The sequence below is a fragment of the Pseudomonas sp. CNPSo 3701 genome, assembly GCF_028674975.1.
Lineage (GTDB): Bacteria > Pseudomonadota > Gammaproteobacteria > Pseudomonadales > Pseudomonadaceae > Aquipseudomonas > Aquipseudomonas straminea.
On sequence record NZ_JAQZSI010000004.1, the window covers coordinates 678377 to 693170 of the forward strand.

The 14794-nt window shown below is 62.4% G+C and carries 13 protein-coding genes and 1 pseudogene; all 14 read left to right on the top strand.

Annotated elements, in window-relative coordinates; genetic code table 11:
* Positions 1-88 precede the first annotated feature (88 nt).
* The 14 genes and pseudogenes from PVA39_RS15535 to PVA39_RS23490 all read left to right on the top strand — a co-directional run bounded on the left by PVA39_RS15535 (position 89) and on the right by PVA39_RS23490 (position 14716).
* Positions 89-700 (top strand): TetR/AcrR family transcriptional regulator, encoded by a 612-nt coding sequence (locus tag PVA39_RS15535; protein ID WP_093507476.1) that lies wholly within the window; start codon positions 89-91, stop codon positions 698-700.
* 138 nt (positions 701-838) lie between these two features.
* Positions 839-1516 (top strand): thermostable hemolysin, encoded by a 678-nt coding sequence (locus PVA39_RS15540; protein ID WP_147177212.1) that lies wholly within the window; start codon positions 839-841, stop codon positions 1514-1516.
* A complete protein-coding gene (locus tag PVA39_RS15545; RefSeq protein WP_274124798.1) occupies positions 1506-2984 on the top strand; it encodes an AMP-binding protein in 1479 nt (492 codons plus the stop codon). Before PVA39_RS15540 ends, PVA39_RS15545 begins: the two co-directional genes overlap by 11 nt.
* The gene (locus PVA39_RS15550; protein WP_274124799.1) at positions 2981-3667 is read left to right on the top strand and encodes a TenA family transcriptional regulator; all 687 of its coding nucleotides are present in this window, start codon (positions 2981-2983) and stop codon (positions 3665-3667) included. Before PVA39_RS15545 ends, PVA39_RS15550 begins: the two co-directional genes overlap by 4 nt.
* Positions 3654-4457, top strand: a complete 804-nt coding sequence (locus tag PVA39_RS15555) for an SDR family oxidoreductase (RefSeq protein ID WP_274124800.1) — start codon at positions 3654-3656, stop codon at positions 4455-4457. Before PVA39_RS15550 ends, PVA39_RS15555 begins: the two co-directional genes overlap by 14 nt.
* Entirely contained in the window at positions 4454-5110 is a 657-nt protein-coding gene (locus tag PVA39_RS15560; protein ID WP_274124801.1) for a tetratricopeptide repeat protein, read from the top strand. Before PVA39_RS15555 ends, PVA39_RS15560 begins: the two co-directional genes overlap by 4 nt.
* Before the next feature lie 38 nt (positions 5111-5148).
* A complete protein-coding gene (locus PVA39_RS15565; RefSeq protein ID WP_274124802.1) occupies positions 5149-5805 on the top strand; it encodes a response regulator in 657 nt (218 codons plus the stop codon).
* 1 nt (position 5806) lies between these two features.
* The gene (locus PVA39_RS15570) at positions 5807-7186 is read left to right on the top strand and encodes an ATP-binding protein (RefSeq protein ID WP_274124803.1); all 1380 of its coding nucleotides are present in this window, start codon (positions 5807-5809) and stop codon (positions 7184-7186) included.
* A gap of 103 nt (positions 7187-7289) precedes the next feature.
* Positions 7290-7853: a cytochrome b gene (locus PVA39_RS15575; protein WP_093507492.1), complete on the top strand. Its 564-nt coding sequence runs from the start codon at positions 7290-7292 to the stop codon at positions 7851-7853.
* A gap of 292 nt (positions 7854-8145) precedes the next feature.
* Positions 8146-9282, top strand: coding sequence for an iron-containing alcohol dehydrogenase (locus PVA39_RS15580; protein ID WP_274124804.1), 1137 nt, complete (start codon positions 8146-8148; stop codon positions 9280-9282).
* A 159-nt stretch (positions 9283-9441) separates the two neighbouring features.
* Positions 9442-10785: an MFS transporter gene (locus PVA39_RS15585; RefSeq protein WP_274124805.1), complete on the top strand. Its 1344-nt coding sequence runs from the start codon at positions 9442-9444 to the stop codon at positions 10783-10785.
* 79 nt (positions 10786-10864) lie between these two features.
* A complete protein-coding gene (dld, locus tag PVA39_RS15590) occupies positions 10865-12619 on the top strand; it encodes a D-lactate dehydrogenase (RefSeq protein ID WP_274124806.1) in 1755 nt (584 codons plus the stop codon).
* A 309-nt stretch (positions 12620-12928) separates the two neighbouring features.
* Positions 12929-13858 (top strand): annotated as a pseudogene (locus PVA39_RS23485) (HAMP domain-containing protein); the annotation flags it as partial.
* A gap of 90 nt (positions 13859-13948) precedes the next feature.
* Entirely contained in the window at positions 13949-14716 is a 768-nt protein-coding gene (locus PVA39_RS23490) for a methyl-accepting chemotaxis protein (protein WP_443200973.1), read from the top strand.
* The last annotated feature ends 78 nt before the right edge of the window (positions 14717-14794 follow it).

Consider the following 14794-nt stretch of genomic DNA (forward strand, 5'->3'; position numbering starts at 1 on the left):
CTATTAATTGTTTTAGTCAATAAAATATTTTCACGAAAAAACCTAGCCAGCTATCATTCCCGTTATCCCCATGAACCCAGGAGCGACGGTGAGCGGATTACGCGAACGTCAGAAGGAATTACGCCGCCAGGCCATCTCGGCAGCCGCCGTGTCGCTGTTCCAGCGCCAAGGTTTTCGCGAGACCACCATCGAGCAGATCGCCCGCGATGCCGGCGTATCGGCGCCCACGGTGTTCAAGTACTTCGGCAGCAAGCACGAGATCATCCTGGAGATGATCAAGGAGTCCGATCGCCGTGCGCTGATCGACGTGCACAAGCGTATTCCCGAGTTCGATGACCCGGTCGACGCGCTCTGCCACCTGGAAAACATCCTTGTCAGCTATGCCCTGGAAATGTTGCCGCCGGCGCTCTGGCGCGAGCTGTTACCACTGGTGCTAGTGGGCGGCGATGGCGGCCTGCCGGAGGCCTACCGGCAGATGAACCGCGGCCTGCAGGGCGAGATTGCCAACGTGGTGCGCGAACTGCAGGAGGCCGGCAAGCTACGCGCCGACCTGGACGTGGAGCTGGCGGCGTTCCTGCTCAACGACTACTCCCATCTGCAACTGCTGCGCCTGACCGCCAGCGACGAGCCGGACATGCAGGCCCACTCGGCCACCGTGCGGGCCTCCACACGGCTGATTTTCGAAGGCATGCGCGCCTGAACCCCGCAGCGCACGCGTCATACCGTGCGCCAACAGCAGTTGCCCAAACACTGAGCCGCTGCCCGCCAATCATCTTCAGACTTCGTTAAGGTTCGGCCCCGATAGTGTCTCCAACGCCTAGTCACTGGAGCGCTGTCGATGATCGATACCCAATGGAACCTTGCCCTGCCGCTGCACATTGGCCCGTATGCCGGGCGCGATCTGTCGCTGTCGCTGGTGCCGCAACAACACGCTGATCGTGAATCGCTGGAGTGGTTCGTGCGCGAGTGCTTCGCCACTGTGCACCACGCCGACATCCGCCATTTCATGCCTACCCTGATGGCCCTGCGCGATTCGCACGGGACCTTCTGCGCTGCCGCCGGCGTGCGCACCGCCGACAGCGGCGCGCTGTTTCTCGAGCAGTACCTGCAGCAGCCGATCGAGCGCGTGGTGTCGCGGCTCGCAGGTGCCCCGGTGGAGCGCCAGCAGATCGTCGAGGTCGGTAATCTGGCCGCGCGCAGTGGCGGCAGCGCCCGACTCATCATCGTGGTGATGACCTGGCTGCTGGCCCATCGCAAGCTCGACTGGGTGGTCTTTACCGGCGCCGCTTCGCTTATCAACAGCTTTCAGCGTCTGGGCCTCAACCCGCTGTTGCTCGGTGATGCCGACCCGCAGCGCCTGGGTAGCGAACAGCACAGCTGGGGCAGTTACTACGCGCAGCGTCCCCAGGTGTTCGCCGGCAGCATCCGCGCCGGTCTCGCCCATCTGCAGGTCAGCGGCATGGCCGCACGCCTGGGCCTGCCGGCCTTCGATATGGAGCAAAGTCATGCAGCCTGAACTGACTGATTTCAAGGCTCTGCTACTGCTGCACGCTCATCGCCAACCGTCGTGCGCGGCGCTGCGCGACGACAACGGGAGCATCGACTACGCGCAGCTGTGGAGCGAGATCGAAACCCATAAGGCGCTCCTGCTCGCCCAACCCGGCAAGACCTTCGCGCTGTTGATGAACAACAGCCCGCAGATGCTGCTCTGGGACCTGGCCGCGCTGTTCGCCGGCATTCCCTGCGTGACCCTGCCGCCGTTCTTCACCTGGGCGCAGACCGCCCATTGCCTGGAGCAGAGCGGCGTCGACCTGCTGCTGACCGACGCGCCGCTGGCCGAGCAACTGGGTGAAGCAGGCTTCCGCCAAGCCGGCGGTTTCTGGGTACGTGAAACCCCGGCCGGCGAATCATTGCCGGCCGGCACCGCCAAGGTTACCTACACCTCGGGGACCACCGGCACCCCCAAAGGCGTGTGCCTGAGTGCCGAATCCCTGTTGCGTGTGGCCCAGGAACTCTACGCCGCCAGCCGTCCGGCCGCGCCGCGCAATTACCTGGCACTGCTGCCGCTGGCGGTGCTGCTGGAAAACCTGGGCACATACGCCGCCCTACTGGCCGGCGCCAGCGTCACCCTGCTGCCACAACCAAGTCTGGGCATCGAAGGCGCTACCCGGGTCGACTGGCCGCGCCTGCTCGGCCAACTGGTGCGCCAAAAGGCACAAAGCCTGATCCTGGTGCCGCAGTTGCTGCTTGGGCTGATCACGGCCCTTGAGCACGGCCAGCTGGACGCCAAACAATTTCACTTCGTCGCCGTCGGCGGCGCACGGGTCAGCGACGAGCTGCTGGAACGTGCTGCACAGCTGAACCTGCCGATCTACCAGGGCTATGGTCTTTCCGAATGTGCCTCGGTGGTGTGCCTTAACACCCCGGCCTATAACCGGCCTGGCAGCGTCGGGCGCCCCCTTACCCATGTCGAGCTGCGCATCGCCGAGGATGGCGAGGTATGGGTACGCGGCTCGGCGCTGCTGGGTTATCTGGGCGACGCGCCATTCAGCAGCGACTGGCTGGCCACCGGAGATATCGGCGTGCTCGATGCCGACGGTTACCTGTTTCTGAAGGGCCGCAAGAAGCATCAGTTCACTACCAGCTTCGGGCGCAACGTCAATCCGGATTGGGTCGAGGCCGAGCTGACCCAACGCGGGGTGATCGCCCAGGCCTTCGTCCACGGTGAAGCCATGGACCACAACATCGCGCTGCTCTGGCCGCTCGACCCGCAGTGCAGCGACGAGGCCCTGGAGAACAGCGTTGCCTGGGCCAACATCGAACTGCCTGACTATGCACGGGTGCACCAGTGGCAGCGCCTGCCCGAACCCTTCACTCCTGCCAACGGCCTGCTCACCAGCAACGGCCGACTGCGCCGCGAGGCCATTCTGGCCCGCTACGCCCATCGTTTTTCCACCCCAGTTGCCCAAAAGGAGCAGCCATGAATTTCTTCGACGAACTGCAGAACACCACCGCCGCGGAGCGCCAAGCGCTGTTCGCCACGCCGGTGATCCGCGATGCGCTGGCCGGCCAGGTGAGCCTGGAGGGCTATCGCGCCTTCCTGACGCAGGCCTACTACCACGTGCGCCATACCGTGCCGCTGATGATGGCCTGCGGCGCGCGCCTGCCGGCACGCCTGGAATGGCTGCGCGGCGCGGTGTGCGAGTACATCGAGGAGGAGTATGGCCACGAGCAGTGGATCCTCAATGACATCCGCGTGTGCGGTGGTGATGCCGAGCAGGTGCGCGATGGCCAGCCATCTCTTCCCATCGAGCTGATGGCCAGTTTTCTCTACGACCTGATCGCCCGCGGCAATCCGGTCGGCCTGTTCGGCATGGTCAACGTGCTTGAGGGCACCAGCATCGCCCTGGCCACTCAAGCCGCCGGCGCCATACGTGAAGGCCTGCAGCTGCCGCCTACGGCATTCAGTTACCTGGCTTCCCACGGTTCGTTGGACATCGGCCACATGGACACCTATCGCAGCCTGATGAACCGCCTTGACGACCGCGCCGACCAGTTGGCAGTGATCCACGCCAGCAAGGTGGTCTACCAACTCTACGCTGAAATGTTCCGCGGCCTGCCACGCCTTGAAACGGCTCATCGGGAGACCCGCCATGCGGCTGTCTGATTGCCGGGTGGTGCTTACCGGTGCCAGCGGCGGCATCGGCATGGCACTCGCAGAACAGCTGTGCGCCGAGGGTGCCCAAGTGCTGGCCGTAACGCGCCAGCCCCAGGTGCTCGAAGCCCTGCAGCGCCAGTACCCACAGCGCATCCACCCGGTGGAGGCCGACCTGCGTGACGCCGCCGGCCGCCACGCCGTGCTCGATGCCGCGCGGCGCATGGGCGGCGTCAACCTGCTGCTCAACGCCGCCGGGGTCAACCGCTTCTCGCTGTTCGAGCAGGTCGATGACGAGCAGATCGACGACCTCCTGACCGTGAACCTCATCGCCACCCTGCAGCTGACCCGCGCCCTGCTGCCGACCCTGCGCAATCAGCCCCATGCGCTGATCGTCAACGTCGGTTCCACCTACGGCTCCATCGGCTATCCGGGCTACGCGGTGTATTGCGCCAGCAAATTCGCCCTGCGTGGTTTCTCCGAAGCGCTGCGCCGCGAACTGGCCGACACCGAGGTCGATGTGCTCTACGTGGCGCCCCGGGCGACCCGCACCGGCATGAACAGCAGCGCCGCCATGGCCCTCAACGAGGCGCTCAACAGCCGCATTGACGAGCCCCAGCGCGTGGCCATGCAGGTGACCAGTGCCATCGAGCGCAACCTGGCCGAGCTCTATCTGGGCTGGCCGGAAAAACTTCTGGTACGCCTCAACGGCTTGCTGCCGGGCCTGGTCGACCGGGCGATCCGCAAACAACTGCCGATCATCCGCCGTTTTATCCACTCCACCGAGATGCCTCCACGATGAAAAAGACGCTGTTTCATCTCACTTTGGCCCTTGCCGCCCTGAGTGTACAAACCGGCGCCTGGGCGCTGGACGCCGCCGGTACCCAGCAACTGCAGGCCATTCAGCAACGCTGGGCGCAGATCCAGTACGACACCCCGGATGACCGCAAGGAGGCCGAGTTCGAGAAGCTGGCGGTGCAGGCCGAAGCCTTCACAGCCGCCGAACCGAAAGCCGCCGAAGCGTGGATCTGGAAAGGCATCGTCACCAGTAGTTGGGCCGGTGCTCAGGGTGGCCTCGGTGCGCTGGGCAAGGTCAAGCAGTCGCGCAGCGATCTGGAAAAGGCCCTGCAGCTCGACCCCGACGCCCTGCAAGGCTCGGCCTACACCAGCCTGGCGGCGCTATACGACCGGGTGCCCGGTTGGCCCATCGGTTTCGGCGATGCCAAGAAGGCCGATGAGCTACTGCGTCAGGCCCTGCTGATCAACCCGAACGGCATCGACAGCCTGTATTTCTGGGGTGATCATCTGGCCCGCGAAGGCAAATATGCCGAAGCCAAGCAAGCATTGCTCAAAGCTCAGCAGGCCGCGCCACGCCCGGGTCGAGAACTGGCCGACCAAGGACGTCAGCGCGAGATATCTGCTTTACTCAACGACGTCGAGCGCAAGATCGATTGATCCCTCCATTGATGGAAGCTGGCTGATTAAGGGCACGCATGCGACTGCTCCTGGTTGAAGACGATATCCCCCTTGGCGAGGGCCTGCGTAACGGGTTGCAAGCCGAGGGTTACACCGTCGACTGGCTATACGACGGCGCCAGCGCGGCGCATGCCCTGCTCAGCGAAACCTTCGACCTTTTGGTTCTGGACCTGGGCCTGCCGCGCCTTAGCGGCATTCAGGTATTGCAGCAGCTGCGCAAGAACGGCTCGCAGCTGCCGGTGCTGATTCTCACCGCCCGGGACGAACCTCGTGATCGCGTCGCCGGGCTGGACGCCGGCGCCGACGATTACCTGGCCAAACCATTCGACCTCAACGAACTCAAGGCGCGTATCCGTGCCCTGTTGCGCCGCAGCGCAGGGCGTGGCCAGGCGCTGGTCGAACACGCTGGTATCACCCTCAACCCCGCGAGCCAGCAGGTGCAATACCAAGGCACCCCCGTGGCGCTGACGCCCAAGGAATACCTGCTGCTGCACGAGCTGCTGGCGCATCCGGGCAAGGTGTTCACCCGCGAGCGCCTCGTACAGCTGCTCTACGGCTGGGACGAGGAAGCGGAAAGCAACACCCTTGAGGTACACATCTCGCATCTGCGCAAGAAGCTGTTCAGCGAGCTGATCAAAACCGTACGCGGCATCGGCTACCTGGTGGAGGCCTGAGATGACCTCACTGCGTCGCCGCACCCTGGTGCTGGTACTGGGTCTGCTGCTGCTCGGTACCCTGACCATCAGCCTTTACAATTTTCACGACAGCCGCCACGAAATCGGCGAGATCTACGATGCCCAGCTGGCGCAGAGTGCACGGCTGCTACAGGGCGCCATCCGCGCCCAACTGCCGGATGAGCAGCGCCAGGCGCTGTATCGCGCCTTCAACGCGGCCCTGAGCCAGGCTGGCAACCACCGCATCGGCCACCCCTACGAAGGCAAGATGGCCTTTCAGGTGTGGGACAAAGAGGGCAACAGCCTGATTCGCTCCTCCAGCGCTCCGGCCTTCGAGCGCCCGCTGACCACCCCCGGGTTTTCCGATCAGCGCCTCTACGACGTCAACTGGCATGGTTTTCTGCTACCTGATGAACGCCACGGTCTGCTGATCTGGGTCGGTGAGCGCGAGGATGTGCGCCAGGACCTGGTCAATCGCATCGTGCGCCACACCCTGATCCCCAATCTGATCGGCATCATCGTGCTCTCTGCGCTGATCTGGCTGGCCATCGGCTGGGGCCTGCGGCCTTTGCAGAACATGGCGCAGATCATCCGCAAACGTCACGGCGGCTCTCTTGAACCGCTGCAACTGACACCCCTGCCACGTGAGTTGGAACCCATGCAGGCGGCGCTCAATCGGCTGCTCTCGCAGATCGAGCAGTTGCTGCAGCGCGAACGGCGCTTTATCGGTGATGCCGCCCACGAAATGCGCACGCCCCTGGCGACCTTGCGCATCCATGCCCAGAACGCCCTGCAGGCCACCCAGGCCGAACCACGAGACCAAGCCCTGAACCATCTGGTTGGCGGCGTTGACCGCCTGACCCGGGTGGTCAACCAATTGTTGACCCTTGCCCGCGTCGAGCCGGAAATCGCCCGCCAGGCCTGGCAACCCGTGGACCTGGAAAGTACCGCTCGCGAGACGCTGGTAGAGCTCACCCCGTGGATGCTCGGCAGGGGCCTAGAGCTGGCCCTGGACGTGAAGCCCGGCAGTTACCTGATTCACGGCAATGCGCAGCTGGTCGCAATTGCCCTGCAGAATCTGGTCACCAACGCCGCCAACTTCTCGCCGCAAGGCGCCGAGGTAGAGGTAACTCTAGCGGCCGACGACGAACAGCAAGTCAGCCTCAGCGTGCGAGATCATGGCCCGGGCATCGACGAACAGAAAATGGAGCGGCTGTTCGAGCGTTTCTACAGCCGCGACAACCCCGGCGGTGCCGGCCTGGGCCTGTCCATCGTGGAGATGATCGCCAGTCATCTGGGCGGTCGTATCAGCCTGAGCAATCACCCTGACGGCGGCCTGCTCGCGACCCTGACCTTCGCACGCCATTTGGAGGTGACCTGAAGGCCGAGCAACCTGCTTCTTCAGACTCCCTTAAGACAATTCACCAAAACTATTTCCACAAGGCCGGACAAGGTTGTCCGGCCGGTAACTCGCAGAGGTCGACATGAACCAACACAACAGCTCATCGCCCCGGCAACTCTCAACTGGCCAGGCCACCTATAGCGCAGCCAGTCGTCATCTGCACTGGCTGATGGCCGCGCTGGTGGTACTCGCCTACATATTGATCAACGGTCGTGGCTGGTTTGAGAAAGGCAGCGCCCTGCGTACGCTGTTTGTCCAGGGCCACTTCTGGGTAGGCTTGCTGGTTCTGGCATTGGTACTACCGCGCCTGCTGGCGCGCTTCTCCAAGCCGGTGCCAGCGATCGAGCCGCCCCTCAGCCCGATGATCAACCTGTTCTCCAAGCTGACCCACGTAGCGCTCTATGCTTTCCTACTGCTGCAGCCGCTGATGGGCGTACTGGTGGTCCTGCTCGAGCGCGGCGGCATCCCCCTGGGCAGCATGATGGTGCCCTCGCCCTTCGCGCTCGACAAAGCGCTGGCCCACAATATCGAGGAGCTGCACGTGCTGGTCGGCACCGCGTTCTACTACGTGATCGCCCTGCATATCGCCGCGGCGCTCTGGCACCACTTCGCACGCCGCGACAACGTGCTCAAACGCATGCTGTAACTAGCACGCTTGCGAGGTACTCCAGGAAGAGCGCGCCATTCAGAACGCGCTCATTCCCATCCAATATCGGCGCCCTCACGCAAAAGCTGAGCCCTCTGCAATTAGCATGAGTCGCTTCGAAAAGCCTTATCGAAAGCAAGCCGTCGCTCTCGTTTGCGCCTAGCAGACTTGAAGAGGCGCTCGGCTGATCTAACTCACAGTTATATCGCTATCGCTACCTCTCAGTATTTGGAAGGTAATGCCGTCGCTATAGTCAGGACGTCTATGAATTTCAAAAATAACAGGACGGATCATGGCGATAATCAACTATGTAACGGAGATCCGCTTCGGCGCAGGCTGTGCCGCTGAGCTAAGTGAAGTCAATGCGCGCCTGGGCTTCAAACGTCCGCTAATCGTTACCGACCGAGGCGTGGTGGCTGCCGGCCTCATTGATCAGCTTCTGGATCTAAATCCCCTGCCAGCCTATCAGGTGTTTGACGGCACGCCGGCCAACCCCACGGAGGCCGCTACCCGCGCAGGCGTAGCCTGTTTCCTTGAGGCGCAGTGCGACGGCATCATCGCCGTCGGTGGTGGTTCGTCCATCGACCTGGCCAAGGCGATTGCGGTATCGGCTCGCCATCCTGGGCCGCTAAAAAACTTTGCGGTCATAGAAGGCGGCCTTGCTCGAATCACTACAGCCACCGTACCCATCGTCGCCATTCCGACCACTGCCGGCACCGGCAGCGAGGTCGGTCGTGGTGCCATCATCATCCTCGATGATGGTCGCAAGGTCGGCATCCTCTCCCCCCACGTCATTCCGCATGTGGCAATTTGCGACCCGAGCCTGACTCTCAGCCTGCCCCCGCACCTGACTGCAGCGACCGGCATGGACGCAGTGGCCCATTGCATCGAGACTTTTCTTGCGCCTGGCTTCAATCCGCCAGCCGATGGCATCGCGCTGGATGGCCTGCGCCGTGCCTGGCGCAACCTGGAGCTGGCCTTCAACGAGCCGGGCAACATCGAGGCCCGCACGCAGATGCTCAGCGCTTCGCTGCAGGGCGCGCTGGCCTTCCAGAAGGGACTGGGTTGTGTGCACAGCGTGAGTCATTCACTGGGTGGAATTGATCCACGTCTGCACCATGGCACCCTCAACTCGGTCATGTTGCCCGCGGTTATCAGCTTCAACCGAGGTGCGGAATCGGTGATCCGCGAGGAAAAACTCGAACGCCTCGCCCAGGCCATGCAACTACCTGCCCAGTTGTCGGTGGAGCAAGCGCTGGCGGACAAGGCCGCCGCTCTGAGGTTGCCCAATGGCCTGGCGCAGATGGGCGTTAGTGAGGAGCTCATCCCGAGTATCGTTGCCGGCGCCCTCGCCGATCACAGCCACAAGACCAATCCCCGGGAGGCCACGGCGGACGACTATGTTCGGCTGATCCAGGCCTCGTTCTAAGGTCTGCCAAGCCAATGGACTGAACCTCAACTACCGCACAACCCGCAATCTTGCCGCATTCGAACCACCTGGTTACGGGCGGCAGATCACGGGCTGTGCATAGCTACTGTGCAAGACACTCGCGCTGCAAACACAACAATTAAAAGGACGCGAAACATTATGGCAATCCTCGATACCTCCGTATCCAAGGTGCAGCTAGATCCGCTGTACCGCAAAGTCGCCTGGCGGGTACTGCCGCTGCTCCTGCTGGGCTACATCATCGCGTATCTCGACAGGGTCAACGTCGGCTTCGCAAAACTCGCCATGCTCAGCGATCTCGGCATGTCCGATGCGGCCTTCGGACTGGGCGCTGGCATCTTCTTCATTGGCTATTTCATTTTCGAAGTCCCCAGTAACCTGATGCTGCACCGCGTCGGCGCCAAGCTGTGGATCGCCCGCATCATGATCAGCTGGGGGCTGGTTTCATCGCTGATGGCCTTTACCGGCCCCATCGCACAGTTACTGGGCGTCAGCAACGAATCAGTCTTCTACGGGCTGCGCTTTCTGCTGGGCGTCTGCGAGGCGGGCTTCTTTCCAGGCGTCATTCTCTACCTGACCTACTGGTTTCCGGCGGCGTTGCACAGCCGCATGATGGCCATCGTCATTCTCGGCAATCCGGTGTCCTTCATCTTCGGCGGTCCTCTCAGCGGGGCCATCATGTACTACATGGCTGGCGGCAGCCTGTTGGCCGGCTGGCAGTGGATGTTCATCCTAGAGGCTGTGCCCGCCGTCATAATCGGCGTGGTGGTGCTGTGCCTGCTGGACAACGGCATCCAGAGCGCAAAGTGGCTCAACGCTCAGGAAAAAGCCGAGCTGACACGTCGCCTCGCAGTGGACGCCGCGAAAAAACCGCGCATTGAGCTTAAACGGCTCTACGCCATGCCCATCATCTGGATGCTGACCCTCATCTATATCCTGCTGATGATCGGCAATTACGGCATCAATTTCTGGGTGCCGACCATCATCAAGAACGCCGGAGTCGCGTCAGTCCTAGATATCGGGTTTATCACCGCAATTCCCTATGTGTTCGGTGCAGTGACCATGGTCTGGGTTACACGCCAGGCTCAGCGTACCGGCAACCAGCGAGCCTATGCGGCGCTGATGTCGATACTGGCTGGCATCGGTCTGATTCTCTGCGCGGCTTTTCCCCAGCAACTGCTGATGATGATTTTAGGCGTCGCCTTAGCCGTCGGTGGCAGCCTGAGTGCCATTGCCCTGTTCTGGGGGTTGCCGGGCGCGTTCCTACAGGGCGCCGCAGCCGCGGCTGGCATCGCCATCATCAACTCGTTCGGAAACCTTGGCGGTTTCGTCGGCCCCTATTTACTGGGCCTGCTGACGACGCTTTTCGGTTCGGCGCAAGCTGGCCTGATGCTGCTTGGGGTTTGTCTGTTGGTGTGTGCCGCACTGATGCTTTGGGTGACACGCCGACCGGCACGGTCGAGCGCCGACATGCTGGCCGACTAAACGAACAAAGACATCGGGCGTAGTTACCAGCGGGGAGCGGTAGACTCGCTCCCCTCCTTTGATCAGCGAAGAGGACCCCATGGATCTGGTCAGCGAGTTGCAAGAGATCGTCGGTCGTCGCCATGTCCTGCAGGGCGATGCCGCGACCCGTCGATTCCGTCTGGGTATCCGCTACGGCGGCGGTGCGGTACTCGCCGTGGTTCAACCAGGCAGCTTGGTGGAAATGTGGCGTGTGCTGCAAGGCTGCCACCGCGCCGGCACAATCATCATTTGCCAGGCAGCCAATACTGGCCTGACCGGTGGTTCTACTCCGGTGGCCGAGGGTTATGATCGCCCGGTGGTGCTGATCAACACCCTGAGACTGACGCGCCTGGCGCTGCTGCGCCAGGGCAAGCAGGTCATCTCTCAGCCCGGCGTGACCCTGAGTCAACTGGAGACAAACCTGAAACCACTCGGGCGCGAGCCGCACTCGGTGATCGGCTCGACCTGCATCGGCGCATCCATCGCCGGGGGCGTCTGCAACAACTCTGGCGGTTCGCTGATTCGCCGTGGCCCGGCCTTTACCCAGTTGTCGCTGTTCGCGCGCATCGACGAGGCCGGGCAACTGCAGCTGGTCAATCACCTGGGCATGGACTTGGGCGATACGCCCGAAGAGATTCTGACCCGGCTTGATGAAGGACGCTTCGACGACAGCGTTGTGCAGGATCCGCCAGGTGCCATGGCCTCCGACCGCGAATACGCCAGCCACGTTCGCGATGTGGACTCGGCTACACCCGCGCGCTACAACGCAGATCCTCGGCGGCTTTACGAAGCGTCGGGCTCGGCAGGCAAGATCGCCGTGTTCGCCCTACGTCTGGATACCTTCCCCGCTGACCGCAACACCCAGGTCTTCTACATAGGGTCCAATCGAGCTGCCGACCTCGAAACCATTCGCCGGCACATCCTGACCAATTTCACCGCGCTGCCGATCGCCGGTGAATACATGCATCGCACGGCCTACGAGCTTAGCCGCACCTATGGCAAGGACCTTTTTCTCTTCATTCAGGGTTGCGGCGCGCAACGGGTGCCACAGGCATTCGCCTGGAAAACCCGCTTCGATGCGTTCACGGAGCGCCTGGGTCTGGGATCCCAGCTTGGAGACCGCATCCTGCAACGTTGTTCGGCAGCACTGCCCGAACATCTACCCGCGCGATTGAACGCCTTTGCCACGCGCTTCGAACATCATCTGCTGCTGAAGATGGGTGAAGACGGTATCGACGAGGCACGAACCTACTTGCAGTCGTGGCTGCCCACAACGGATGCAGACTTCATCGAATGCGACACGGCTGAAGGCAATGCAGCGTTCCTCAATCGCTTCGCGGTCGGCAACGCTATGAATCGCTACCGGGCGGTGCACCGGGACACCGTTGAAGACATTCTTGCCCTGGACATAGCTCTGCCGCGCAACACCCAAGACTGGTTCGAGACCTTGCCATCGGAGCTTGCAGAGCAAATCGAAGTGTCCATGTACTGCGGGCACTTCTTCTGCCATGTGCTGCACCAGGAATATCTTGTGAAGAAGGGTCACGATTGCGCTGCGATCAAGCAGAACATGCTGGCGCTACTGGATGCCCGGGGTGCCCGCTATCCCGCCGAGCACAATGTCGGTCACCTTTACGATGCCGATCCCGAACTGGAACGCCACTATCGCCAGCTCGATCCGACCAACGCCTTCAACCCCGGGATCGGTCGCCTGACACGTCGCTATCGCTGGAGAGACGACTGCTGCGCCGAGCATTCTGGGAATCCTGTCACCGCGGCGGCCCGAGCGCCCCTTACCGAACGGACTACGTGAACCGAGCGCAACCCTGTTACCCGCAGCCGGTGCCAACGCAGGCTGCGATGGCCGCTGAGTCAGTCATTTCGAGACAACACTCAAAGGGCGTTATTTAAAAACAATAACAGCTTGAGTCATTTATGAGCTGGACGCTTTTCAAAGAGGCTATGCATGAATATCAAGCAGAAGTTGATTTCGCTGTTCGCGTTGACCGCCTGCGTGCCCGTCGTCCTGGTGGCCTTGGTGGTGATCGTGAAATTGCGCAGCCAAGCTGTGGAGGATTTCCAGGAAAGCAGCTCCCGTGAGATGCAGCACATCAGCTACAGCATGGGGCTGTTCCTTTCTAGCATTCAGCAGAATGTCGACTATCTCGCCAAGCAGCCCGCGATCCAGGCGCTGAGCGGCTTGAAGAACTATACCTCGGCGGACGCCCCCAAGACGCCAATGCCGGAGAGTGGGCACCAGGCCCTGGAGTTGTTCGAACCCTACTTTTCCACCCATCCAGCCACCACCTACGTCAAAGTCGGCCTGCCCGACGGAGGTTACGCCGCCTGGCCTGACGATCCCGACATGGCCGGCTACGATCCGCGCCTGCGGCCCTGGTACCAGGCAGCTGTGGCGTCGCCCGGCAAGACGATACGAACGCCGGCCTACTTCTATGCCAAGCAGAACCTGTCCATGATTGGGACAGCGCGCACCCTGACCGATGCCAACGGCAAGCTCCGGGGGGTGGTAGGGATCGACGTCTCCCTCCAGCAACTGACCGATCTGGTGAAGAGCATTACCCTCGGCCAGAGCGGCTACCTGATGCTGGCGGAGGACAGTGGCAAGATACTGGTCGATCCGCGCAATCCCGAGCACAACTTCAAGTCGCTCAAGGACCTGGGTGAGGCCTACCAGGCGCTGGACAACATTCGCAGCGGCATAGGCGAGGTCACGCTCGACGGCACCTCATATATGGTCAACGTCTATCCGGCCCAGGGCTTGGGTTGGCGCTTCGTTGGCCTGATCGAACGTGACGAGATCATGGGCAAGGCCACCAGCCTTACCTGGCAGATAGCCACTATAACTCTGGTGCTGGCGCTGGCCTTCGCGCTGCTGGGCGCGGTCTTCGCCGGCATGATCGTGCGACCGATCCGCAGCGTGTCTGCCGGCCTGGAATCAATCGCCCAGGGCCAGGGTGACCTGACCAAGAACCTGAACGTGCAGGGCAAGGACGAAACCGCCACCTTGGCGGGCTGGTTCAATCAGTTCATCGACAGCATCAGGCGCTTGATTGGCAGCATCGGTAAGGCCTCCAACGACCTGCAGCAGGCCTCACAGACCACCACCCAGACCGCGCAAAGCATGAATGAGGTGGCCGGCCGGCAGCGTGAAGCCGTGGAGCTGGTATCCACCGCCTTCAACGAGATGGTTGCCACTTCCAACGAAGTGGCCCGTTCGTGCAGTCAGGCCGCGGTTTCCGCTGATGCCGGTCACCACAAGGTGCAGGAAGGCTACGGCCAGATCGAGCGCGCCACCGGCAACGTCAACCAGCTCAGCAGCAGCCTGAGCCAATCGGCTCAGGCCATGGCCGTACTGGAGCAGGACAGCCAGAACATCAACGCCATCCTCGATACCATTCGCGGCATCGCGGATCAAACCAACCTGCTGGCACTCAACGCGGCCATCGAAGCCGCCCGAGCCGGCGAGCAAGGCCGCGGCTTTGCCGTGGTCGCCGACGAGGTACGAGCCTTGGCTAGGCGCACCGCCGATTCCACCGGCGAGATCGGCGGCCTGCTCAGTAGTCTCGCGCGCCGTACCCAGGAGGTCACCCGCCATATCGAGACCAGCTTGGAGCTGTCTCAGACCAGCGTGTCCTCCATCAGCGAGGCGCGCGGTAGTTTCGAAGACATTCGCAAATCGGTGGACGAGATCCGCGAGCAGGCGCTGCAGATCGCCGCGGCCGCCGAGGAACAGCACCAAGTGGCCGAAGACATCAACCGCCACATCGCCCAGATCCACGATGATGCCATGCAGGTGGAAGGTCTGGCGCATTCCACCACCCATGACTCCTCGCGCCTGTTGCAGCTCTCCGGCGAACTGGATCGCCTGGTAAGACGCTTCAAGACCTGAGCCCTGCACCAATCAGCCAGGGTGGTACGCTCCCGAGCGCGTCCCAGGCATCGCCTGGATCTGCCCCAGGATCGCACT